This is a genomic window from Nocardia sp. NPDC004718 (genome assembly GCF_053601535.1).
In genome coordinates, this window is record NZ_JBSGCA010000013.1 from 15,876 (window position 1) to 38,020 (window position 22,145).

General features: G+C 67.5%; 27 protein-coding genes and 1 pseudogene. 13 read left to right on the forward strand and 15 right to left on the reverse strand.

Features of this window, described 5'->3' with window-relative positions; genetic code table 11:
* Positions 1 to 216 precede the first annotated feature (216 nt).
* From ACWEH3_RS12220 to ACWEH3_RS12240, 5 genes are all read left to right on the forward strand, one after another.
* Positions 217 to 888 (forward strand): FadR/GntR family transcriptional regulator, encoded by a 672-nt coding sequence (locus ACWEH3_RS12220; protein ID WP_450024930.1) that lies wholly within the window; start codon positions 217 to 219, stop codon positions 886 to 888.
* A complete protein-coding gene (locus ACWEH3_RS12225) occupies positions 885 to 1,694 on the forward strand; it encodes an ABC transporter ATP-binding protein (protein WP_450024932.1) in 810 nt (269 codons plus the stop codon). Before ACWEH3_RS12220 ends, ACWEH3_RS12225 begins: the two co-directional genes overlap by 4 nt.
* 99 nt (positions 1,695 to 1,793) lie before the next feature.
* Entirely contained in the window at positions 1,794 to 2,144 is a 351-nt protein-coding gene (locus ACWEH3_RS12230; RefSeq protein WP_450024934.1) for a YciI family protein, read from the forward strand.
* 13 nt (positions 2,145 to 2,157) lie between these two features.
* The gene (locus ACWEH3_RS12235; protein WP_450024936.1) at positions 2,158 to 3,435 is read left to right on the forward strand and encodes an RNA polymerase sigma factor; all 1,278 of its coding nucleotides are present in this window, start codon (positions 2,158 to 2,160) and stop codon (positions 3,433 to 3,435) included.
* Between the two features lie 94 nt (positions 3,436 to 3,529).
* A complete protein-coding gene (locus tag ACWEH3_RS12240; protein WP_450024938.1) occupies positions 3,530 to 4,027 on the forward strand; it encodes a hypothetical protein in 498 nt (165 codons plus the stop codon).
* A 96-nt stretch (positions 4,028 to 4,123) separates the two neighbouring features.
* Here ACWEH3_RS12240 and ACWEH3_RS12245 read toward each other — a convergent pair whose 3' ends face one another.
* Together ACWEH3_RS12245 and ACWEH3_RS12250 are read right to left on the reverse strand one after the other, a co-directional pair.
* Complete coding sequence (locus ACWEH3_RS12245) at positions 4,124 to 4,645, reverse strand: hypothetical protein (RefSeq protein ID WP_450024940.1); 522 nt, start codon at positions 4,643 to 4,645, stop codon at positions 4,124 to 4,126.
* Entirely contained in the window at positions 4,642 to 5,007 is a 366-nt protein-coding gene (locus ACWEH3_RS12250; RefSeq protein ID WP_450024942.1) for a hypothetical protein, read from the reverse strand. The genes ACWEH3_RS12245 and ACWEH3_RS12250 overlap by 4 nt, the downstream gene beginning before the upstream one ends.
* 21 nt (positions 5,008 to 5,028) lie before the next feature.
* Between ACWEH3_RS12250 and ACWEH3_RS12255 the strand changes: the two genes are divergently transcribed.
* Positions 5,029 to 5,622, forward strand: coding sequence for a TetR/AcrR family transcriptional regulator (locus ACWEH3_RS12255; RefSeq protein ID WP_379256232.1), 594 nt, complete (start codon positions 5,029 to 5,031; stop codon positions 5,620 to 5,622).
* 9 nt (positions 5,623 to 5,631) lie between these two features.
* Here ACWEH3_RS12255 and ACWEH3_RS12260 read toward each other — a convergent pair whose 3' ends face one another.
* The gene (locus ACWEH3_RS12260; RefSeq protein WP_450024944.1) at positions 5,632 to 6,282 is read right to left on the reverse strand and encodes an HAD family hydrolase; all 651 of its coding nucleotides are present in this window, start codon (positions 6,280 to 6,282) and stop codon (positions 5,632 to 5,634) included.
* Between the two features lie 198 nt (positions 6,283 to 6,480).
* Here ACWEH3_RS12260 and ACWEH3_RS12265 point away from each other — a divergent pair, with 198 nt between their 5' ends.
* Entirely contained in the window at positions 6,481 to 7,158 is a 678-nt protein-coding gene (locus tag ACWEH3_RS12265; protein ID WP_450024946.1) for a PaaI family thioesterase, read from the forward strand.
* Positions 7,159 to 7,656: 498 nt separating this feature from the next.
* On the opposite strand, the gene ACWEH3_RS12270 is transcribed toward ACWEH3_RS12265, so the two are convergent.
* Genes ACWEH3_RS12270 through ACWEH3_RS12280 form a run of 3 tightly spaced genes read right to left on the reverse strand, consistent with a single transcriptional unit; the run spans position 7,657 to position 10,769 of the window.
* A complete protein-coding gene (locus tag ACWEH3_RS12270; RefSeq protein ID WP_450025163.1) occupies positions 7,657 to 8,820 on the reverse strand; it encodes a sulfotransferase family protein in 1,164 nt (387 codons plus the stop codon).
* 9 nt (positions 8,821 to 8,829) lie between these two features.
* Positions 8,830 to 9,606, reverse strand: a complete 777-nt coding sequence (locus ACWEH3_RS12275; RefSeq protein ID WP_450025165.1) for an SDR family oxidoreductase — start codon at positions 9,604 to 9,606, stop codon at positions 8,830 to 8,832.
* Positions 9,606 to 10,769: a hypothetical protein gene (locus ACWEH3_RS12280; protein ID WP_450025167.1), complete on the reverse strand. Its 1,164-nt coding sequence runs from the start codon at positions 10,767 to 10,769 to the stop codon at positions 9,606 to 9,608. Before ACWEH3_RS12280 ends, ACWEH3_RS12275 begins: the two co-directional genes overlap by 1 nt.
* An 84-nt stretch (positions 10,770 to 10,853) precedes the next feature.
* On the opposite strand from ACWEH3_RS12280, the gene ACWEH3_RS12285 reads away from it, so the two are divergent.
* The 3 genes from ACWEH3_RS12285 to cysC are packed head-to-tail and all read left to right on the forward strand — an operon-like array spanning position 10,854 to position 14,530.
* The gene (locus ACWEH3_RS12285; RefSeq protein ID WP_450025169.1) at positions 10,854 to 11,753 is read left to right on the forward strand and encodes a helix-turn-helix domain-containing protein; all 900 of its coding nucleotides are present in this window, start codon (positions 10,854 to 10,856) and stop codon (positions 11,751 to 11,753) included.
* 9 nt (positions 11,754 to 11,762) lie between these two features.
* Complete coding sequence (gene cysD / locus ACWEH3_RS12290; RefSeq protein ID WP_450025171.1) at positions 11,763 to 12,695, forward strand: sulfate adenylyltransferase subunit CysD; 933 nt, start codon at positions 11,763 to 11,765, stop codon at positions 12,693 to 12,695.
* A complete protein-coding gene (gene cysC, locus ACWEH3_RS12295) occupies positions 12,695 to 14,530 on the forward strand; it encodes an adenylyl-sulfate kinase (protein WP_450025173.1) in 1,836 nt (611 codons plus the stop codon). Before cysD ends, cysC begins: the two co-directional genes overlap by 1 nt.
* Before the next feature lie 96 nt (positions 14,531 to 14,626).
* Here cysC and ACWEH3_RS12300 read toward each other — a convergent pair whose 3' ends face one another.
* From ACWEH3_RS12300 to ACWEH3_RS12320, 5 genes are all read right to left on the reverse strand, one after another.
* On the reverse strand, positions 14,627 to 14,917 hold the full coding sequence (locus ACWEH3_RS12300) for a hypothetical protein (RefSeq protein ID WP_450025175.1): 291 nt from the start codon (positions 14,915 to 14,917) through the stop codon (positions 14,627 to 14,629).
* Between the two features lie 251 nt (positions 14,918 to 15,168).
* Positions 15,169 to 15,579 (reverse strand): VOC family protein, encoded by a 411-nt coding sequence (locus ACWEH3_RS12305; RefSeq protein WP_450025177.1) that lies wholly within the window; start codon positions 15,577 to 15,579, stop codon positions 15,169 to 15,171.
* Between the two features lie 309 nt (positions 15,580 to 15,888).
* On the reverse strand, positions 15,889 to 16,329 hold the full coding sequence (locus tag ACWEH3_RS12310) for a hypothetical protein (protein ID WP_450025179.1): 441 nt from the start codon (positions 16,327 to 16,329) through the stop codon (positions 15,889 to 15,891).
* A 74-nt stretch (positions 16,330 to 16,403) separates the two neighbouring features.
* Entirely contained in the window at positions 16,404 to 16,571 is a 168-nt protein-coding gene (locus tag ACWEH3_RS12315; RefSeq protein ID WP_450025201.1) for a hypothetical protein, read from the reverse strand.
* Between the two features lie 85 nt (positions 16,572 to 16,656).
* A complete protein-coding gene (locus ACWEH3_RS12320; protein WP_450025181.1) occupies positions 16,657 to 17,094 on the reverse strand; it encodes an alpha/beta fold hydrolase in 438 nt (145 codons plus the stop codon).
* Positions 17,095 to 17,402: 308 nt separating this feature from the next.
* Here ACWEH3_RS12320 and ACWEH3_RS12325 point away from each other — a divergent pair.
* Positions 17,403 to 17,576 (forward strand): annotated as a pseudogene (locus ACWEH3_RS12325) (NAD-dependent epimerase/dehydratase family protein); the annotation flags it as partial.
* A gap of 14 nt (positions 17,577 to 17,590) precedes the next feature.
* Here ACWEH3_RS12325 and ACWEH3_RS12330 read toward each other — a convergent pair.
* Positions 17,591 to 18,355 carry a metalloregulator ArsR/SmtB family transcription factor gene (locus tag ACWEH3_RS12330; RefSeq protein WP_450025183.1) on the reverse strand — a complete coding sequence of 255 codons (765 nt, stop codon included), beginning with the start codon at positions 18,353 to 18,355 and terminating at the stop codon, positions 17,591 to 17,593.
* A gap of 63 nt (positions 18,356 to 18,418) precedes the next feature.
* Here ACWEH3_RS12330 and ACWEH3_RS12335 point away from each other — a divergent pair, with 63 nt between their 5' ends.
* Positions 18,419 to 18,892 (forward strand): SRPBCC family protein, encoded by a 474-nt coding sequence (locus ACWEH3_RS12335; RefSeq protein ID WP_355158435.1) that lies wholly within the window; start codon positions 18,419 to 18,421, stop codon positions 18,890 to 18,892.
* 386 nt (positions 18,893 to 19,278) lie between these two features.
* Here ACWEH3_RS12335 and ACWEH3_RS12340 read toward each other — a convergent pair whose 3' ends face one another.
* Both ACWEH3_RS12340 and ACWEH3_RS12345 read right to left on the reverse strand, forming a co-directional pair.
* Positions 19,279 to 19,647 carry a hypothetical protein gene (locus ACWEH3_RS12340; RefSeq protein ID WP_450025185.1) on the reverse strand — a complete coding sequence of 123 codons (369 nt, stop codon included), beginning with the start codon at positions 19,645 to 19,647 and terminating at the stop codon, positions 19,279 to 19,281.
* Entirely contained in the window at positions 19,647 to 19,988 is a 342-nt protein-coding gene (locus ACWEH3_RS12345) for a hypothetical protein (RefSeq protein WP_450025187.1), read from the reverse strand. Before ACWEH3_RS12345 ends, ACWEH3_RS12340 begins: the two co-directional genes overlap by 1 nt.
* A 356-nt stretch (positions 19,989 to 20,344) precedes the next feature.
* Here ACWEH3_RS12345 and ACWEH3_RS12350 point away from each other — a divergent pair, with 356 nt between their 5' ends.
* Positions 20,345 to 21,601 (forward strand): hypothetical protein, encoded by a 1,257-nt coding sequence (locus ACWEH3_RS12350; protein ID WP_450025189.1) that lies wholly within the window; start codon positions 20,345 to 20,347, stop codon positions 21,599 to 21,601.
* Here the strand turns inward: ACWEH3_RS12350 and ACWEH3_RS12355 are convergent.
* Positions 21,585 to 22,121: an NUDIX hydrolase gene (locus tag ACWEH3_RS12355; RefSeq protein WP_452358312.1), complete on the reverse strand. Its 537-nt coding sequence runs from the start codon at positions 22,119 to 22,121 to the stop codon at positions 21,585 to 21,587. The genes ACWEH3_RS12350 and ACWEH3_RS12355 overlap by 17 nt on opposite strands.
* Positions 22,122 to 22,145: the final 24 nt, after the last annotated feature.

A 22,145-nucleotide genomic window follows, 5' to 3' on the forward strand; every position in this document is an offset into this window, starting at 1 on the left:
GGCACCTGCCCCGCAGGCGTGTGGATGGTGGGGAATGCGGTGGTCATGGGTCTGCTTCCTGGCCATTGTGGCCGTCACGACAAGGGTGACCGGCCACGACGAAGCCCCACGGCGGGCGGCCGGTCGTTCAGGCCCCGCCGTGGCGGCTAAGCAGAAGCATGGTGCGCATCATGGCTAGACTGTACACGACTCCTCAGACAAGTAGAGAGGTAGTGAATGATCTCCCAGGTACGGCGCCATCCACTGGCCGCGCAGGCGGCCGAAGTGCTGCTCGCCCGCATCCAGGCGGGCGAATGGCCGCTTGGTCACCGCCTGCCCGGTGAGACCACCCTGGCCGCACAGCTCGGCGTCGGACGCTCGACGCTGCGGGAGGCGATCCGCGAGCTGGCCGGTAAAGGCGTCCTGGACAGCAGGCAGGGCGCGGGCGTTTTCGTCACCGCGCTCGAGGCGACCGAGGAATGGGACGCCGTGTTGCGCCGCGCCACCATCGCCTCGGTGATCGAGGCGCGCATCGCGATCGAGGCCGAGGCCGCCGCACTGGCCGCCCAGCGGCGCACCCCCGCCGACCTGCGCATGATCCGCCGGGCGCTGGCCGCGCGCGAAGCACACGGCGAGCCGGTGGCCGAGCACGTCGACGCCGATATGGCGTTCCACCGGGCGGTCATCGTGGCCGCCCACAACGACGTGCTGACCCAGTTGTTCGACAGCTTCCTGCCCCGGTTGCGGCTGGCGATGATCGACATGCTGAAGATCCGCCCGGTGCCGTCGGAGTCCGTGGATCACGCCGCGCACCAGCGGCTGGCCGACGCCATCGCCGCGCGCGACCCGGCCGCCGCGGCCAAGTACAGCCGCACCCACCTGACCACTCTGAAAGAGGCTTTCACGTGACCGAACCGGTGCTGGAACTGACCGACGTGACCTTCCGCCGCGAGGGCAAGAAGATCATCGGCGGGATCTCGCTGACCGTGCGCGCGGGCGAACGCTGGGCGCTGCTCGGTCCGAACGGCGCGGGAAAGAGCACCCTGCTCGGCTTCTGCGGCGCGGTCACCTTCCCCACGTCGGGTTCGGTCCGTGTGCTCGGCGCGGAACTCGGCCGCGTCGAATTGCAGCAGCTTCGCCGCGGCATCGGCCAGGTGAACCCACGCCACCCGTTGCGCTCTCCGCTCACCATCCGGGAGGTCGTGCTGACCGGCCTGACCGCGACCATCGACACCCCCATGCGCTGGACACCGACCGCCGACCAGCTCGACCGAGCCGACGCGATGATCGACACCGTGGGCCTGACCGGGAAGGCGACGGAGATCTGGCCCACGCTGAGCCAGGGCGAGCGCGGCCGCACCCTCATCGCCCGAGCGCTGATCGCCGAGCCACGGCTATTGCTGTTCGACGAACCGTCCACCGGCCTGGACGTCGCCGCGCGCGAGCAGTTGCTGGACACTCTCGACACCCTGGACCGTACCCACCCCGACGTCGCCTCGATCCTGGTCACCCACCATCTGGAAGAGCTGCCGAGCACGACGACGCACGCGTTGCTCATCGCGGGCGGTCACGCCGTCGCGTCGGGCCCCGCCCTGGAGACGATCACCACCGAGAACGTCACCGCCGCCTTCGCACACCCGGTGGAGGTCCGCCACGACGACGGTCGTTGGACCGCACGAGCGGCCCGCAAACCCATCGCGTGGCCGACGCACTAGAAAAAAATCGGCTCGGCATGTCGATTGCGGCGGCAGTCGTTCGATGCAGTGATGTGGGGATCGACCGATCCTGACGCCACATCGACCGAGGATGCCGAGATGCGATACATGATGCTCATCCGCCTGGACCCCGCCACCTCTCCGGAGCCGGACGAAGCGCTGCGCGAACAGGTGGGCAAGGTGATCGAAGAGATGACCAAGGCGGGGGTGCTGCTGGACATCAACGGCCTGCACGCGATCACCGAAGCCACCAGGGTCACCCAGTCCGGCGGCAAGCAGACCGTGCTGGACGGACCGTTCACCGAATCCAAGGAGATCATCGGCGGATACTGCATTCTGCAGGTCAAGTCGAAGGAAGAGGCGGTGGAATGGACTTCTCGTTTCCTCGCCGTGCACGGACCCGAATGGGACATCGAGGTCGAGGTGCGGCAGATCGCCGACCCTTCCTGAGCGGGCACGGCGGATGAGCGGGCAGCCGTCCGCGGATTCGGCGCGACGCGCCGCCGAAGCCGTGACCCGGATGGAATGGCCCCGGTTGGTCGCCGGGCTCACCCGGGTGGTCGGCGATATCGGCGCCGCCGAGGAACTGGCGCAGGACGCGTTGGTCGCGGCGTTGGAGCAGTGGCCGCGCGACGGCGTGCCGCCGAACCCGGGCGGCTGGCTCATGCTCACCGCCAAGCACCGGGCGATCGATCGGGTGCGGCGCAACCGCACCTTCGCCCGCAAGCTGGAGCTGCTCGGTCGCGATCTCGTGACCGAGCAGCCGCCGCCCGATACGAACGACGACCTGGTCGAGGACGACCTGCTGCGGATGATGTTCATCGCCTGTCACCCGGTGCTCACCGAACCGGCCCGCGTCGCGCTCACCCTGCGGCTGCTCGGCGGGCTGACCACCGAGGAGATCGCCCGGGCGTTCGTCGTGCCGGAATCGACCGTGGCGCAACGGATCGTGCGCGCGAAACGCACCATCGCCGACAAGCGGGTCCCCTACACGGTGCCACGCGGCGCCCAGCTGGCCGACCGGTTGGCCTCGGTGCTGGCCGTGGTCTACCTGATCTTCAACGAAGGCTACGCGGCGACGGCGGGCGAGGACTGGGTCCGCGAGGAGCTGTGCCAGGACGCGCTGCGCCTGGCCCGCATGCTCGGCGAGTTGTTGCCCGCCGAGCCGGAGACGCACGGCCTGGTCGCGTTACTGGAGCTACAGGCTTCCCGGCTGCCTGCGCGCACCGGAACCGGCGAAGAGGTGGTGCTGCTCGATGACCAGGACCGCGCACGGTGGGATCGCCTGCTGATCCGGCGCGGGCTGGCCGCCCTCGGGCGGGCGAACAGTGCGGCATACGAGCGCGGACTGCCGCCGGGACGGTACGCGCTGCAAGCCGCGATCGCCGCGGTGCACGCGATGGCGGCGACGCCGGCAGAGACCGATTGGCGGCGCATCGCCGGACTGTACGCCGTTCTGGCGCAACGCTTTCCCTCCCCCGTCGTGGAGCTGAATCGCGCGGTCGCGGTGAGCAAGGTGCACGGCCCCGCCGCGGGGCTCGAGCTGGTGGACGCGCTCGTCGCCGCGGGTGCCCTCACCGACTACCACCTGCGCTACGCCGTGCGCGGCGACCTGCTCGCCCAGCTGGGCCGGTATGCGCAGGCCCGCGCCGAATTCACGCGCGCGGCGGAACTGACGGGCAATACTTCCGAGCAGGCACTCCTGCTCGACCGGGCGGTCGCCTGCGCGCAGGCCGATTGACCGCACCACGGTGGTAACGCCGCTGTAATCGCCACACCGCAAACGCGTGTGAGCATGCAACGAAATCGATTACCACCGAAGGGAATACGACTACGTGTGGCAGCTCTATCGAGCAGTACTCCGCACCGGCGACCACCGCCTGCTCGGCTACGTGGACGCGGGCCCGCGGCTGATGGAACACGCCAGGATCGGCCACCACCTCGTCCAAGGGATCGAGCGACTGCTCACCGAACCCACTCGGGTCACCTGGGCGGGACGGGATGCGCAACGACCCCTACTCGGCGAAAACCTTTATCGCACAGCAGGTTCGGTCGCCGCACTGCTGCCGCCGGAACACGGCGCCGTCGGCCGCTATCTCCTCAATCACGACCTGCGGATCTTCGTGGACAAAGCGACAGTACTGGAGAACGAGGCCCGTCACCGCATCCACCCACTCCCCTTGCTCACCGCCGAACCCACACCGGATCCCGGCCGCACGGTGGGCGACCGCACCCTCCTCGGCGCATGGGCACACGCCCTGATCTCGGTCCGCGACACCGTGCCGAAAGGCTATGAACAACGCAAGTTCGATCTGGTCGAGCGCCTTTGCTGAACCTCACCCCTTCGCTCGTACGGATGACCTCCATATGCACGTCTCCCACACCACCAGGATCGCGCTACCGTCGTCGCGTCGGGCACCTCGCGGCCGTCACCGTTCCGGCGGCCCCGGGGAATCCGCTGGGGCGGAGTGGTATTCGGCTTCGGCGAGTTCCTTCAGCGTCAGCAGTTGCTTACGCATCATGAGCAGGTCGCCGAGGGCCAATGCCATCGCGACGAGTCTGGGCGCGCCGCAGCGTATCCGGACCAGCAGGCGAGTTCCCGTGCCTTCTGGTCGCACCGCGTAGGTGACGCGCACCTTGCCCGAGACCAGCGTGATGTGCCTGCCCAAGACGAAGGAGACCAGCTCGAATTGGGACATGAACCGTTGACCGACCGCCAGTTCGGTGAGCATCGGGTCGCGCCGGCGCGGGCTGCGTCTGCCGAAGTTGTCCAGCAGGTCGTAGCTGTAGGGCGCGACGCGCAACTGGCACAGCCAGGCGTAGACGAGAGCGGGCGGCGCATCGACGCTGATCGCGCGATCGGCCTGGAGGCCGCCGGGTAGCCGGTCGTCGCACGGCAAGGGAGCCTCGCGTTCGGCTTCGGTGGCGCCCCACACCGTCCCCGGGATCATGCCGCCGCCGCGATCCTGCGCAGCATCTGACGCACCGCCAGTCGGTGACCACCCGTCCCCACGACCAGCGCACGATAGATCCGGCCGTGCAGACCGGGAAAGTCGCCGTAACTACGCGCGCGGACGCGAGTCCGGCCCGGGCCCTCCTCGTCCAATTCGAAGATCAGCGCGTATTTCGAGAACCAATGCTGGCCGCGCAGCGCCAAACGGTGCGGTTCCGCGACGGAATCGACGACGAACCCGGTGGGCGGCGACGGCTCGTGCGGGTCGCGACAGACGACTCTCAGCGTCGCTTGCCACGCCCGGTCGCGATTCGCGTCGACCGATCTGGCATGCTCGTCAATATAGGACAATCGCTCCATATAGAAGGAACGTACTAGTACATGGCGCCGCCCCGCAAGCACGACAGCGACGTGATCCTCGACGCAGCGCGCGCGCTGGTCCTCGCCGAAGGGCCCCGCGCGGCCAGCGTGTCGGCCATCGCCGAGGCCAGTGGCGCTCCGGTCGGCACTCTGTATCACCGTTTCGGCAACCGCAACGGTGTGCTCACCGCGGCGTGGCTGCGCGCGCTGCGCCGTTTCCAGGACGGCACCCTCGCCGCCGCCGACCAGCCGGATCCGGTGGACGCGGGCGTCGGGATGGTGCGCGCCGCCTTGCGGTTCGGCCGCGAACTCCCCCAGGACGCCAAGCTCCTGCTAGAGCTGCGTCCCAGCGATCTGCTCGACGGCGAGCCGGACGCCGAGTTCCGCGCGACCCTGGCCGAGATGAACGCCCCGCTGATCGAGCATCTGCGCCGCATCGCGCTCGCCTTGTTCGGGAGGGACGAGGAGCGAGAGATCGATGCGGTCAGCCGCGCGATCGTCGACCTGCCCTATGCGGCGCTGCGCCGCCACGCCCACGCCGCGCAGCTGCCCGCCTGGCTGGAAGAGGACCTGGCTGCCGCCGCCCGCACCCTGCTGACCTCTTACCGTCCCTGACCCGGCGACTCAGCCGGTGATCAGCCCAGGAGTGAGTTCGTCGAGGCCGGAGATGACCTTGGCGGCCAAGCCGAGCGCATCGGAGGCGGGCGGGTACTCCGGGCGCGGCGCCGCGATCACCCGCATCCCGGCCGCGTGGGCCGAGCGCATGCCGTTGCTCGAGTCCTCGACGGCCGCACAGTCACTCGGCCGCTGACGCAGGAACGTCGCGACCGTCAGGTAGACGTCCGGTGCCGGTTTGCCGCGATCGACCTCCTCGGTGGAGAAGGTGACGGAGAAGTACTCGATCAGACCCGTCCGGCCCAGCACCGTGTCGATGAGCGCGCGCGGCGACGAACTGGCCAGCCCCAGCGGCCAGTGCTCACAGATCCGCTGCACGGCCTCGACCGCACCCGGCAGCACCGGCACGCCCTCGGCGTAGCGCTCGGACATCCGCTCGATCACCTCCCGCGCGACGGTCTCCGGGGGTTCGCCGACCCCGAGTTCGCCGCTCAGATAGGCCGACCATTCCCCGGTGCTCATCCCCATCAGCCGCTGCTGGGTGTCGGGCAGCCATCGCCCACCCTTCTCCGTGACGTAGCCACGCCGCACCAGTTCCCAGACCGGCTCGGAGTCGATCAATACGCCGTCCATGTCGAACACGACCGCGGTGATACCCATGCGCACAGAGCCTTTCGCCAGCCGAAGCGGTCAGGGATCCAGCGCGGCCGCAACGCGTATCCGGCCGCCGGAACCAGGCCGATACCACCCGGGAAAGGCGATATGCGGTCGCGCACCAGCCTAGGCGGTGACGGCTCGTGACGACGGACACAGCACCCGCGCGGCGAGCATTCACCGGGCAACCGATAACTTGTTCTTATGAACGAACCGCGGGACGGCGACTCGCTGCCGAGTCAGGAGCACCACGAGGGCGGGTTCCGGCCGATGACCCAGCTGATCGCCGCCCACGAGGCAGCCAAGGACGACATCTCCCGCGGCGGGCCGCACTACGGCCAGTTCATCGAGCAGGTGCGCGGCCTGATGGACCGCGTCCGGCTGGCCTCGCCCTCCGACGAGCTGGCGGTGGAGGCGATCGGCATTCTCAAGGAGCTGAACGACAAGCTCGACGCCGCACGGGTGGACGAGTGGTCGACGCCCAACTGGACCCGCTTCGACCTGCCCGCCCGCGGCAACATCACCCTGCCGCCGTTCGTCATCGACCATGTCGACCCGCAGCACGGCGTCGACGCGCGCCTCACCTTCCGCACCTTCCACCTCGGCGGCAACAGCGCCGCCCACGGCGGTCAGATCGCCATCGCCTTCGACGACCTGCTCGGCATGGCGGCCGCGGTGCGCTCCGGCGCGGTGACCAGAACGGCGTCGCTCACCGTCGACTACCGCTCCATCACTCCGCTGAACACCGAACTCGAGGTGCGCGCGTGGGCCGAACGGCAGGAGGGGCGCAAGGTCTATGTGCGGGCCACCCTGCACGACGGCGACCGGCTGTGTGCGGAGGCGAACGGCTTGTTCATCGTGCTGAAGCCCGGACAGCCCTGATCCTCGGCGCCTGCGCGGCGAGGATCGGCCGGTTCGAGCCTCGGTACCGCATCTGCCGGAGTCCGCTGGTCGGCGTCGACTTCGCGCACGGGTGGTGAACGGCGCGGCCACCGAATGCTGGGGAGAACGTGGGCCCCGGTTCCCTTGTCCACTACGCTCGCGCCGCCCTCATAGCGCCCGTGCTCGCTGACCCCCGGTGCACGCTTCCGCGTCGACGGATCGCGACTCCGCCGACACGGAAATGGTTGCGCACCTGGATGACCGGATCACCTGCCGACGAGCCGAACGCCGGGCGCCCTCGCGAATGGCGCACTGTGCACGGCCGCATGGAATGCCCTGTCGGCCGAAGTGGTTCCCGTCGATCTCAAAAGCGCAGGCAGGCGGGCCGCCCGCGAATCCGGCGCGACCGCATCGGCACACGATGCAGACTCGCTTGACATGTCGTCGCAGTGTTCCGGCGCTCGCCGGTCGGACGTGCCACCGGCGAGCGCCGTCCGATCACCGCCCCGGGAAGTGCGCTTCCCGGTACGCGCCGAACCGCGCGTCCACCTGCTCGGCGGTCAGCCCGAAATCGGCGAGGGTGTAGCGGTGCGCCGGGCGTGCCGCCCCAGACGTGCTCTCCGCGTGCAACGCGGTCATCGCCGCCTCGGCCTCGGCGGTCAGCGGCAGCCCGAAGTGCCGGTAGATCGACGTCACCGTGCCGATCGGGTCGGCGACGAACTCGTCGTAGTCGACATCGCAGAACTGCGCCGCGTCGTGGCGTTTGCGGTCGGCGAGGAACCGCTCCGCGCCGCGCGCCCACAGATCCAGCTGCGTCGCGCCGACCACCGGACCGCGGAACTTCTCCGACCAGCCCGCCGACGCCTGCTCGTTCAAGCTGCACACCGACGCGATGATGGTGCGCGGATCGCGGTGCATCTGGATGACCAGCGCGTCCGGATAGACCTCGAAGATCGCGTCCAGCGCGAACAGGTGACTCGGGTTCTTCAGCACCCATCGCTTGCCCGCGTCCGGCAGCCCGATCAGTTGCAGGTTGCGCCGGTGCCTGCGATAGGCGGATGTCCAATCCCGCTCGCGCAACCACTCGGAGTAGGTGGGCAGGTAGGCCAGGCACTCGTAGGACACCGACATGGCCGACTGCCGCAGCAACTGCCAGCACTCCTCGACCTGGTCGGCCGAGATGTGGTGCACTCCCATGAACTCCGGATGTTCGACGTGGTGCTTGTCGTAGGCGGCGGCGAGGCGCTGGTAGACCGGGTTGCCCGCCCACGTCGCGCGCGGCGGGCGCGGCTGCGGCATCTCGGTCAGCCACATCTCCAGCCCTTGGTGCGCCGGGTCGGCGTTGAGCAGGCGGTGCACCGCCGTGGTGCCCGAGCGCGGCAGACCGGTCACGAAGATCGGGCGCTCGATCGCCACGTCGGCGTGTTCCGGATGCTGCCGCCAGGACGCCTCGCTGAGCAGCCGGGCGATCAGCGCGCCGCGCAGGAACGCGCGGTTCACCTTGTTGCCGAAGGGCGTGAGTTCGGCGTCCTTCGCATAGGACTCGAGCAGCACCTCGAGCCCTTCGCGGTAGTCGTCGCCGCCGAAGTCGTCCAGCCCGACCACCTTGGTCGCCGAGGCGTGCAGATCGTCGACGGTCCCGACGTCGTCCCTACCGATCACGGTCATCTCCTAGTGGTGGAATTCGCCGGCGTTGACGTCCAGGCACGCGCCGGTGATCGCGCGCGCCATGGCGGACGCGAAGAACACGACCGCGTCGGCGATCTCGTCGGGTTCGGGCAGTTTGCGCAGGTCGGTGGTCTTCGCGGTCTCGGCGTAGACCTCCTCGGAGGTGATCCCCCGCTGCTGTGCCAGGTAGTTGAAGTACCACTTCAGGTTGTCGGCCCAGATGTAGCCCGGGGCGACGGAATTGACCCGGATGCCCTTCGGACCGAGTTCGGTGGCCAGGCTCTGCGCCAGCGCGAGCAGGCTGGCCTTGGCCATCTTGTACGGCCCGAAGGTGCGCCGCGAGTGGTGCAGCACGGCAGAGTTGATCATCACCACCGAGCCCTTGCTCTCGGCGAGGGCGGGCACGAACAGCCTGGTCAGACGCAAGGCGGCCAGCACGTTCGTCTCGAAGCCCGCGCGCACCTGATCCAGGTCGACGTCGGCGAGGTCGACGATCGGCGGGATCGCGAAGGCGTTGTTCACCAGCGTGTCGACCTTGCCGAAGGCGCTGTGCGCGGTCTCGACCAGATTCACGACCGCGGCCTCGTCGTTGATGTCGGTCGGCACGACCACCGCGCGCCTGCCCAGGTCGGTGATCTCCTTGGCCACCTCGTTCAGTCGCGATTCGGTCCGCGAAGCCAGCACTACGTCCGCGCCCGCCTTCGCGCTCTGCACCGCGATCGCACGCCCCAGTCCCGGCCCCACGCCGGAGACGACGACCACTTTGTCCCGCAACAACATCAGCCGAGCATCCTCTCCGCGACGGCGGCCTGACGCGCCGCGATCCGGTCGCGCCACTGCTCCGGCGTGACCAGCGCCTGTTCGTGGAACGGCAGGCGATCGGGCAGGTCCGCGACGGAAACGATCTCCACGGTGGGCCCGTCGTCGGGTTTCATCTCCCGCGACAGCCGCTGCCAGCGGAACTGGAGGTAGCCGCGGGAATGGCCGGTGCGCTCGATCCAGTTGGCCAGGCCCGCATCGCGCTCGCTGACCACCAGCCGGATCATCCCGTCCGGGTCCACGTGTGCCTGGTCGGCGGTGAGGCTGGTCTGATGGTTGATGTAATCCAGCGACAGGTACCACATGCTGCCGAGCTGGAAGCCCTGGTAGGGGGCGTCGGATTTGGGCACCGTGATGATCATGGCCTGGTCGTCGTCCAGGTCGTAGTGACCCACCGAGGAGAACTGGGTGCTCAGCCCGCCCGGCGTCGGCCTCGGCTCGGTCAGCGTGTTCACCGGCAGGTTCAGATAGAACCACTCCGGGAAGGCCAGGAAGGTCTTCAACCGCGAGACCAGCATCTTGCCCGCCACGCCGTATCGCTTGGTGAGCACGTCCTTGGTCAGCGGCGGCGGCGCGTCGCCGATCCGGTCGACGCGCTGGATGCGGATCGTGCCCGCCTTCTCCGTCAACCAGTCGCTGTGCACCTCGCGGACCACGAGCATCGCCGCGTCGGCGCCGAGGTGCACATAGCCGGGGCCCGCTTCGCCGGGTCCGAAGCGGATCTCATAGGTCCCGTCCGCGCGGATGTCGAGCTTTCGGTCGTCGAAAGCGGTGAGGCTGTCGGGCACGTCGACAGGCGAATAGTTGCCGTTGAGCACCTGGAAGCTCAGGTCACGGGTGGTGCCGCGGGTGCCGGTCACCACATATTCGGCGTCCGGGCGCAGGTAGGAGTGGTAGTAGAGGGTGTCGGGGTTGTCCAGGCCCATCTTGGTGTACGGGCCGGTGGACATGACGAAGAACGGGAAGTCCAGCTCGTAGGCCCAGGCCATCTGCAACGACGCGCGGATGCTGCCCGCCAGATAGTCGTAGCCCTCGACGAGGTCCTGTTCGGTGCGAATGTGCGCGGCTCCGGTGATGATCTGCTCGGCGGCGGCGATGGCGTCCGCGAACGGCTGTGTCAGCAAGAGGCTCTCTCCGGTGTTCCAAATATGTACCACTCTGGTACATTTCGATAGAAGAAAGATTAGAACGTGTTCTAGGAGTGGTCAATGGTCGGTCGTCGGTCCACGCCCACCGCCCGCGTGGTGCAGGTCCTGGATTTCTTCGTCGAACAGCGCGGGAAACGCTTCGGGCTCTCCGAGCTCGCCCGCGAACTCGACCTGGCCAAGCCGACCTGCCTGGGCATCCTCACCGAGCTGACCGCGGGCGGCTACCTGATGCGCGACGCCGATACCCGCACCTACGGACTCGGGCCCGCACTGATCGCGGCGGGCCGGGTGGCGCAGGACAGCTTCGCCATCTCCGCGCTCGCCCGCGTCGAGCTGGACAAACTCTCCGCGCGCTACCACACCACCTGCACCGCGTCCGCGGTCGTCGGCGAGCAGATCATGGTGCTGGAGAGCACCGGTCCCGGGCTGGTGAAGGTGGGCGCTGCCTACCATTTCGCGCCGCCGGTCGGCCTGATGTACGTGCTCTGGGATACCGACGCGGCGTTCGACGCCTGGCTGGCCAAGCCGCCCGCGGTGCCGTTGCGACAGGACGAGACGCGCCTGCGTCAAGTGGTCGCCGAATGCCGCGAGCGGGGATTCCTGGTGGAGAGCATGACCACCGCCGGACGTCGGCTGTACTCACTGCTGGCCGGGGTCGCCGATCGGGACCTACCCCCTGAGCTGCGCGAACTGGTCGGCGAGCTGGTGACGAGCCTCGGCGAGCGGGTGTACGTGGGCGCGGATCTACGGCCGCGCAAGGAACACGCGGTGAGCCTGCTCGCCGCACCGACCTACGACGGCGACGGCAGGCAGAACATGGTGCTCACGATGTACGTCGGCCGCTCGATCACCGGGGCGGAGATCGCCCGCCGCGGCGCGGCACTGGTGGACGCCGCTGACGCGGTGACGGTGAACTCGGGCGGACGCAGACCATTGACCGAAGACCGAAACGTGTTCTAGTTTTGCGGTGTGAGCCAGTACGCGAAGTCGACGGCGAGCACCTACGAGCTGCCCCATCTGGACGCGCTCGAGGCCGAGTCGGCGCACATATTCCGTGAAGTGGCAGCGACATTCGAGCGCCCGGTGTTGCTGTTCTCCGGCGGCAAGGATTCGGTGGTGATGCTGCACCTGGCGGCCAAGGCCTTCTGGCCAGCGCCGCTACCGTTCCCGGTGCTGCACATCGACACCGGGCACAATTTCGACGAGGTGATCGCCTACCGCGACGAGACGGTGGCCCGCCTGGGCCTGCGCCTGGTGGTCGGACGGGTGCAGGAGGACATCGATGCCGGACGGGTCGTCGAGGAGACCGGGCCGCGCGCCTCCCGCAACCGGTTGCAGACGACGACGCTGCTGCGGTCGATCCAGGAGGGAGCGTTCGACGCGGTCTTCGGCGGCGCGCGCCGCGACGAGGAGAAGGCCCGCGCCAAGGAGCGGGTGTTCAGCTTCCGTGACGAGTACGGCCAGTGGGACCCGCGCAGGCAGCGCCCCGAACTGTGGAACCTCTACAACGGCAGGCACCGCGCGGGCGAGCATATTCGCGTCTTCCCGCTGTCGAACTGGACCGAACTGGACATCTGGAGCTACATCGCCGCCGAGGGCATCGAGCTGCCCCCGCTGTACTACGCGCACCGCAGGCCGGTGGTCCAGCGCGACGGAATGCTTTTGGCGCACACCCGTTTTCTGCAGTTGCTCGACGGCGAGGAGCCGTATGAGGCCACCGTCCGTTTCCGCACCGTCGGCGACGCGACCTGCACCGGCTGTGTCGAGTCCACCGCGGCCACACCCGCGGACGTGGTCGCCGAGGTCGCCGCGGCGCGGGTGACCGAGCGCGGCGCCACCCGTGCCGACGACCGCATCTCCGAGGCGGGGATGGAAGACCGCAAACGCGAAGGCTACTTCTGATGACGACCACACTGTTGCGCCTTGCCACCGCGGGCAGCGTCGACGACGGCAAATCGACGCTGATCGGCAGGCTGCTGTTCGACTCCAAGACGCTGTTCACCGATCAGCTCGCCGCCGTGGAGCGCACCAGCCGCGACCGCGGCGACGACTACCCGAACCTCGCGCTGCTCACCGACGGCCTGCGCGCCGAGCGCGAACAGGGCATCACCATCGACGTGGCGCATCGCTATTTCGCCACGCCCAGAAGAAAGTTCATCATCGCCGACACCCCCGGGCATGTTCAGTACACCCGCAATATGGTGACCGGCGCGTCCACCGCGGACCTGGCGCTGATCCTCGTCGACGCCCGCAAGGGCGTGGTGGAGCAGACCCGCAGGCACGCGTTCCTCGCCAGCTTGCTCGGCATCCCGCACCTGGTGTTGTGCGTGAACAAGATGGACCTGGTGGACTGGTCGCAGGACCGGTTCGAGGAGATCCGCGAGGAGTTCGCGCGGTTCGCCTCCAAACTGGACGTCTCGGATCTGACGTTCGTGCCCGTGTCGGCGCTGCACGGCGACAACATCGTGCACCGGGGTGCGAGCATGCCGTGGTACGAAGGCACTCCGTTGCTGCACCATCTCGAAGAGGTGCACATCGCCTCGGATCGCAACCTGATCGATTCGCGTTTCCCGGTGCAGTACGTCACCCGCAGCCACGCCCAGGACTTCCGTGGCTACGCGGGCACCGTGGCGGGTGGAGTGTTCAAGCCGGGTGACGAAGTGGCGGTGCTGCCATCGGGCTTCACCACCACGGTTGAGGCGATCTGGGGGCCGGGCGGCGCACCCGTCACGGAAGCTTTTCCGCCGCAGGCGGTCACCATCCAGCTCGCCGACGAGCTGGACATCTCCCGCGGCGACCTGATCTGCCGCCCGAACAACCGCCCGAACACCGGGCGCGATCTGGACGCCATGGTGTGCTGGTTCGCCGAGGACACCCAGCTCACGCCCGGCGCGACCTACACCATCCGGCACACCACCCGCGCGGCCACCGCCGAGGTGCGCTCCCTGGACTACCGGCTGGATGTCAACACCCTGCACCGCGACGAGCATGCGGAGTCGTTGTCGCTCAACGAGATCGGCCGCGTCCAGCTGCGCACCCGCCAGCCCTTGCTGTTCGACCCGTACCGGCGCAACCGCACCACCGGCAGCTTCATCCTGGTCGACGACACCACGAACAACACCGTCGCGGCGGGCATGATCACCGGTCCGAGCCTGCCGTCCTCCCGGGTGGTCTGGCACTCCACCGCTGTCGAGCGCGACGAGCGCGCCACCCGCGGCCTGACGGTCTGGCTCACCGGCTTGTCGGGCTCCGGAAAGTCCACTGTCGCCGTGGAACTGGAGCGCAGGTTGGTGGCGGCGGGCCGCCCGGCGTTCCTCCTCGACGGCGACAACCTGCGCCACGGCCTGAATTCCGATCTCGGATTCAGCGCGGCCGATCGGGAGGAGAACGTGCGGCGCGTCGGCGAAGTGGCGAAATTGTTCGCCGAAGCCGGTGTGGTGGCTGTTGTTTCGCTGATCAGCCCCTACCGCGCCGACCGTGACCGCGTCCGCGCCGCCCACGAAGCGGCGGGCATCCCGTTCCTGGAGGTGTTCGTCGACACTCCCCTGTCGGTCTGCGAAGCGCGCGACCCGAAAGGCATGTACGCCAAGGCCCGCGCAGGCGAGATCCACGGCTTCACTGGCATCGACGCCCCTTACGAAGCGCCAACCGAAGCCGAGATCGTCCTGCGGCCCGACCACGGCGACCCGGCGGCGATGGCCGCCGCGATCATCGCGCGGTTGAGCCGATTGGATTGATCCCGCCTCGGCGCCAACTATCCGGAGAGCAGCGGCGGCGCAGGCGCCCATCTCCGGATGTACCGCGTCAGCCTGATCGGCACGGCGCCACACCAGTCAGCAGACGATGTCCGCGCTCGGAACGATGTACCGGATGCGGTCGGTGTTGTGTGGCTCGGCTTTGAGATCGACCACCGTCGAGTCGCCGACCTGTTCGACGAGGTCCACGCCGATCTCGACGGGCACCGGGTAGGCCGAGTCCGACCCCAAGTCGTCGGGTGCGCCAAAGATCCACACTTTGTCGATCAAGCTGTGCGTCACACCCTCGGCGTCGGTGAACTCTACCTCGATGACGCCCGGCTGAGTATCCGACACCCATCGAACGGCGTCCCCCCATATCATGGCCATTTGATTCCCGTATGCCAGCGATCCCCTGCGGCACGAAATGCGAACGCTTCCACCGACCGGTACCAGCAGCCTGCCAGCGCTGCCCGACACCGAAGCTGCGGCACGCGCCAGGAAGGCCATGCACGACATTTATATGGCCGAAGGTTTCGGCGCGGGCCTGGCACACGCCTGCTGATGCCGGGTGCTTTGTTCGGGCGCTGAGGATTGATACGGCGGACCGCGTTGGAGCGGATGGGGAATGTGCTCATCGGTCAGCGGGTCGCCTGTCCGAGGGCGAGTAAGTTGCCTTCGCTGTCGCGGAAGAACGCGCCGCGCTCGCCGTTGCCCTTGCTGGGGTAGTTGCTGGGGGCCGTCACGATATCGCCGTCGACCATGAAGCGGGGGACATCGACTGTTTCGAAGCGCAGTCCGCGTTCACGGAGTTCGGCCATGACCTTGTCGAGGTTATCGACCTCGAAGCCCATTTGTGTCGCGATTCCTGATGCGGTGCCCGACGACAGGAACAGGTGGAACTCCGTCGCCCCGCATACGTAGCGCAATCCACCCTCGCGTTCCTCGACAGCTTCGAGCCCGAGGACGTCACGGTAGAACCGTCGCGCTCGATCGAGGTCCTGAGCGGGGAGCTTGGTGATGGCATGCGCGGAATTCAGCAGCCCGGCCATGGTGTCGTCCTTCTCGTCGTGGCGGTCAGTGGGCGCCGTCGAGATCGTCGTCAGCGGCGGTTCTCATCACTGACCAAGTCACGCGGGAGGTCTCATTCCCGAGGCGGCGGCGTCCCGCAGGGTAGAAACGGTCTGATGAATGTTAGTGCGCGCACGACCCACTCACGGTGGTCGGTGAGGCGCTGCAGCAGGAGGTGCACTGTGTCGATGTCGCTGAGCACGAGCTCCACCGCGCCCGGCCACTCCACGGCTGGGCACGCTGCACCGACGGCAGCTGGGGTCGGCTCGGTCGAGCTCCTGGCCGCGCGGTCAGGCCGACCGCCATGGCAGGAGCCGACGGACCGCCTTTCGTCCCGAGGTGATGTGCGGGGGTTGCGACATCAGGGAATCCTTGCCCCGAATACACCACCCGAACGCCACCCACCGGTCGTCGTCATCGGTGATCACATACTCTTCGGCGCCCCCGAGAATGATCGCCTCGACCGCCGCGGCCGCCTGGGACGGCTTGTCCTCGAATTGGATTTCGTAGTCGGCGATGGCGCGGACGCACCAGCCCGTTTCGATGCGCACCGCGGCGTCACCCATATCCACCAGTTTGATGTGTGGATTGGCCCCGCGCACTTCGGCTTCCGTGGACGAGGATCCGCTGGAGAGCACCAGGGTGCCGGGATTCGAAAACGTCTGGATGGCGTAACGCTCGGCGATGGCAAACACCTCCGAGCAGAACATCTCCCATTCCGTCCCACTCACCCCGGCTCCCACCCCACTCGCAATGTTGCCCCGCTCGACACTACTTACCGCACGGATTCACCACCCTGTCCTTTTCATCCGCCCTCCGCCATCGCCCGAACCCGCCCCAGCACATCGGGATTCTGCCGCAGATGCGCACCCCCGTTGAGATCGATTACCTCCCCATTCATCCAGGCCGCCTTGTCCGACGACAGGAACACCGCGACATCCACGGTCTCCGCCGCGCGCCCGCTACGCCCCAGCGGAGTCTTCTCGAGCTACTCCTCCTCGTCGCCACGCATGGCGTAGGCAGGCGGTGACAACCGCCTGCCTATGACTTCCAGCCGATCAACCGAGCGCGCTGAAGAACTCGCGGATGTCGCCGATCAGTAGGTCCGGCACCTCGAGGGCCGGGAAATGGCCGCCGGAGTAGAACTCCGACCAGTGGGTGATGTTGTGGGTTCGTTCGGCGAAGCGGCGGATGGCGTAGTCGCCGTCCTTGAAGACCGCGACGCCGGTGGGCACGGTGCCCTTCGGTTTCGGGGCGAACATGGTGGCGTCGTGGAAGCGTTCGTAGTAGAGGTTGGCGACGCTGCGGGCGGTGTCGGTGAACCAGTAGATGCTGACCGTGGTGAGCAAGCGATCGAGGTCGACGGCCTGGTCGGGCAGGTCGTGGGAGCTGTCGGTCCACTCGCGGTACTTCTCCACGATCCAGCCGAGCTGGCCGGCCGGGGAATCGGCGAGCAGTTGGGCGATGATGTTCGGGCGGGAACCCTTCAGGTTCATGTAGGCCGAGGGTGGGGCCGTACTGTTCGGCGAGGCGCTGCGGGACGAGGCCGACGTAGCGGCTCGTGGCGACCAGTAGCGCCGCGACCGCGAAGGACGGGACGACGGCCGCGACGTGGCGTTGCAGCCCGACGGCGTCGATGCGCTGCGCAACCACCGGTCGCCGTGTCAGCACCCGCAGCCGACCAGCGCATACCGCTGCACGGGTTACGGGCGTCCGCCTACATCACAGACCGCTGGTTGCCGCTCTGCTCACCGCCGGATCGAATCAGCGAAGTAGTCGCGGACCTACACGAAGGAGTTTCAGCATGGAAATCTTTGTCACCGGAGCGACCGGATGGATCGGTTCTGCCGTCGTCGACCAGTTGCTGGACGCTGGTCACGAGGTCACCGGGCTCGCCCGTTCGGGTGCATCGGCCGCCGCGCTCGAGCGGAAAGGAGCCCGGGCGAGGCGCGGCGACCTCGATGATCTCGACAGCATCAGTCGGTAGCCGAATCAGCTTGTGGCCGAGTTGATGACGTGAGCGAGGGTGTCCAGCAGCTGATTCCAGCCGAAGCGGATGCCGGCCATGGCCGGTTCCGAGCCCGGGGTCGGGTCGGACACGTCGATCTGTAGGTCGACGCGGGTGCCGCCGGTGACGCTGGTCAACTCGAGGAGATGGTCGGCCCGGAACAACGGGGTCCCGTTGCCGTCCAGTGGTGACAACTCGAACCGGAGCCGTTCGGGCGGAACGACTTCGAGGTAGCGCCCGGCGCTGGAATACAGCGCACCGTCGCCCTCGCGGAGCACGATCGACAGGGCGCCCCCGACGACCGGCCGCAGGACGCAGTCGGCGACCTCGAAATGCGCCGGGTGCCACCACCGGCGCGCCAGATCGGGCGAGGTCCACCACTCCCACACGGTCGCCGGCGGCGCCGACAGCGTCCGATGAAATTCGTGGGCCGACAACGGCTCGGCGGCGATTGCCACCCGGTATTCCGCGAGCACCGACTCCGAGGGATGGTCGGCCTCGAATCCCGCCAGCCACTGTCGCAGCTCGCGCAGCGGACCCCGGCGCAGGGCGTAGATGCGGCGCTGCCCGAGCGGTTCCATTACCACCAGGCCCGCGCGCTGGAGCGCCTGGAGATGTTTGGTCGTCTGCGGTTGTCTCAGGCCGAGTGCGGTAGCGATCTCGCCGACCGGACGCGGCGCGGCGTTCAGCAACTCCACGATCCGCATGCGGTTCGGTTCGGCCAGAGCGGCGAATAGTGCGGGGTCCATTGACCAAGCATGCCTCCTCAGATATATTCCTTTCAAGGAATACTTCTGAACCAGGAGCACGCCATGTCCGAGCAGATCCGCATCGAACGCGACTACCCCGCCACCGCCCAGGCGATCTGGGAACTGTGGACCACCCCGGCGGGCATCGAGAAGTGGTGGGCGCCCGACGGTTTCACCGTCCGCGTCGATCAGCTCGACCTGCGCCCTGGCGGCGAACTGGTCTACACGATGACCGCGACCGCCCCCGAGCAAATCGAATTCATGCGATCCGCGGGCATGCCACTGTCGACCGAGTCCCGCAAGACGTTCACCGAGATCGACGGCCCCGACCGGCTCGCCTACACCTCCCTGGCCGACTTCATCCCCGGCGTCGAGCCGTACGAATTCCTCACCACCGTCGAGCTCGAGCCGACCGACGCGGGCGTCCGCGTGGTCATGACCGTCGACGCCATGCACGACGACGTCTGGACTCAGCGCCTCACCCAGGGACGGGAGAACGAGCTCGCCAACCTTGCCGCCATCGTCTCCGGCGGCTAGTTTTCGGACCGGACAACCGAACCCGAAACCAGCAGCGCGGGCAGCTTCGACGCGGCCTTCAACGCACCACGTCGACTGATCAGTGGGCTCACAAGAACGTATCGGGCGCGGGCGGTGTGATGGGCTCGGACTGACATCGATCACCGTCGCCTCGAGCCATACCGCAGTCCAGCCCTGCCTCGGGCAGCATGAACCTATGGTGCGAGCACTACGGGATGCGGAGATCACCGAACTGCTGGACGCGGATGTCGTCGCGCGGTTGGCGACCATCGACCCGGATGGCTATCCGCTTCGTGCCGTTGCTCCGCGATGCCGAGGCAATTTACGGCCCGTCGTGACGACGGGCCGGTGGTTTGCGGAGCACGCGACGGTTGCCGGCCGACGGGTCAATGGCGGTCCGGTCGACGCGGATACTTGGAAGGACGCATCCGGCCCGCGAGCCGCAGAGCGTCGACCGCCGCGCATTTCCACGAGCATTCATTCGCATCGCATTCCAGATGCACCTGCATGAGCGCGTGCGCATCGCCGGGAGCGACTTCCGGGCCGTCTCTCGGCTCTACTGCAGGCCAACCCAATGGCGGCCAGCCCAGCAGGCACAGTTGCTCATGGCCCACGCGTTCGGCGATGTGATAGACGCTCGGACCACGCAACGGCTTCCGCCACCATCGGCTCGCCGCGAAGAAGACAGTCAGCAGCACCGCGGCCGCCGCCGCCCCCAGCATCAGCGCTGTGCCGAACTCGGACCAGCCGGACATCAAACGCCCACCCCGCTATCCGACGATCCGAACGGCAGCCACCGGTGCCCGCGCTCCCACATCTGTTCGGGCGCAACGACAATCAGCGCCACCTCCTCCGTGAGCGCACGCCTGGCAGTCCAGATGTGCTCCCGAGTCGGAGCGATGACGGCCGAAGCGCCCACCCGGCGGATCGCCTGCACGAGCAGCAGCGTCGGCATCAGCGCATCGCGATCCACGACCAGCACTTCCGGTTCGGGATAGCCCTTTCGTTCGGCTAGCGCCCGAATCGCGCGCTCCTCAGCTTTGTGATCACTGCCGGACCGATCCAGCCTGATGTAGCCGAGCACGATTTCCGCCATGTCCACCCCTCGATTGGTTGGTTGGTATGGCACCCGGCGCCGGGGACTGCGAACCTCCCGCGGCGTCATAGCGGCCCAGAAGGTACCCGGCTTAGGAACCGGCTCACCCGGCGCCGAGGCCGGATCAAGAAGACCCCGCGGAGACGAGCCCGCGAAAGGCGTGCGTCTACGGGGAATGTGTGCAAAGGGGGTGTGCGTAGTTGCCCGAACCTGGCGCCGCTCGTTCAGCCCGTGTCACACTCGAGGACATGGGGCGGAATCCTAAGCTGCCGAATCGCCAGCTGGCAGAATTACTCGAGGAAACCCGAATTAGCCGAAAAGGCCTGGCTCGTAGAGTTGTGGAGCGTGGACACAGTGTGGGCGTCGAACTCTTTTATGACCACACATCGGTAGGCAGATGGCTGGCTGGCGAGCAACCGAATACACCAGTTCCCGAATTGATCGCGGAAGTCCTGACGGAACTCATTGGTCGTCGGCTCGTTCCGTCGGACTGTGGCATGTCGCGTGGCCAGGAGTCAGCCGATCTGGGCCTGGAGTTTTCATTGAGCCTTGCCGAGGCGACGGCCGCTGCGACCGCGTTATGGAGGAGTGATGTGGAGCGCCGCCGATTCCTAACCGGTGCTTCGTATGCCGTGGCCGTCTACCCGGCTGCGTCAATGCGATGGCTGACCATGCGGGAAGCGGAGCATCCGATGTCCGGCAGCGGTGGCCGACTGATCGGACAATCCGACGTCGCTGCGGTCCGAACGATGACGGCAGCGTTCCGAGACCTCGACAATCGTGTCGGTGGCGGCAAGGTCCGCTCGACAATCGTGCATTATCTGCACAGCTCAGTTGCACCGCTGCTGCACGGGAGTTACACGGAACCGGTCGGCCGGCAGTTGTTCGCCGTCACTGCCGAACTGACCAAGCTCGCAGGCTGGGCAGCTTATGATCTCGAACAGCACGGCCTCGCTCAGCGGTATCTGATCCAAGCACTGAGAATGTCCCGGGCAGCAGGCGATGCGGGCCTCGGTGCCGAAATCCTCGCCGCGATGAGCCACCAAGCAACCTACGTCGGGCGCGCAGGCGACGCTATCGACCTGGCCCGCGCAGCCCAGATCACCGCGCGCACAGCTGGGCTTCCGGCGCTCGAATCCGAATGCCATCTGGTCGAAGCGCATGGGCATGCCGCGCGCGCGGACGGATCCTCTTGCGCGGCTTCGCTCAATGCAGCCGAAGCTGCCTTCGGGCGAGCGGACGGCGCGCGGCCACCGTGGCTCGACTATTTCGATCATGCATATATGTCGGCGAAGATCGCTCACTGTTTTCGCGACCTCGGTGACCACGCGCGGACGGCTCAGTTTGCGAAACAATCCTTGAAGATGTCGGAAGGGTACACCCGCGGACGTGCGTTCAATCTTTGCCTGCTGGCTTCCGCCCTCGTCGATGGCGATCCACACGAAGCTGTCCGACTCGGTACTGAAGCGCTCGAACTCGTCAGTGGGTTGCGATCCCAACGCACAATTGCTTACCTGCGTGATTTGCGCAGTCGCCTCGCTACACACGCGGCGCTGCCCGATGTCGCAGAGTTCCGACAGCAGGTCAGGACGATCGCTAGGCGGGTAGACTGAGTGCTCGGTACACCGCGACTACCGTTGCGGCGCCGACGATCTCGCCCCGCCCGATCATCCGTTCCGCTTCCTCCAGTGCAATCCAGCGGATCTCCTCGGCCTCGTTGATGTCCGGCTGGGTGTCGGTCGAGCACGCCCCACGGGCCAGGTAGATCTCCTGCGGTTGATCCAGCGTGCCGATGGCCGGTTGATAGGTGACCAGATGCTCCATGGTGTTCGGACGCCAGCCGGTCTCCTCTTCGACCTCCCGTGCCGCGGCGGTCGCTACGTCCTCGGCACCATCGACGTAACCGCCCGGGAGTTCCCATACCCAACGATCGATGATGAAGCGATGCCGGTACATCAGTAGCGCCTCGCGCTTGTCGTTCAGTACCAACGTCATTGCGCATCGCGGCATGCGCGCAACGTATTGCGTGAACTTCACTCCGTCAGGTAGCTCCACATCCACGGTCGACAATCTGATATGGCGATTCTCGTCCACGAGACGCTCGCCGTGGATAGTCCACTGAGTGCGGTTCACCTGCTCGACGTTATCTCAGTCCGG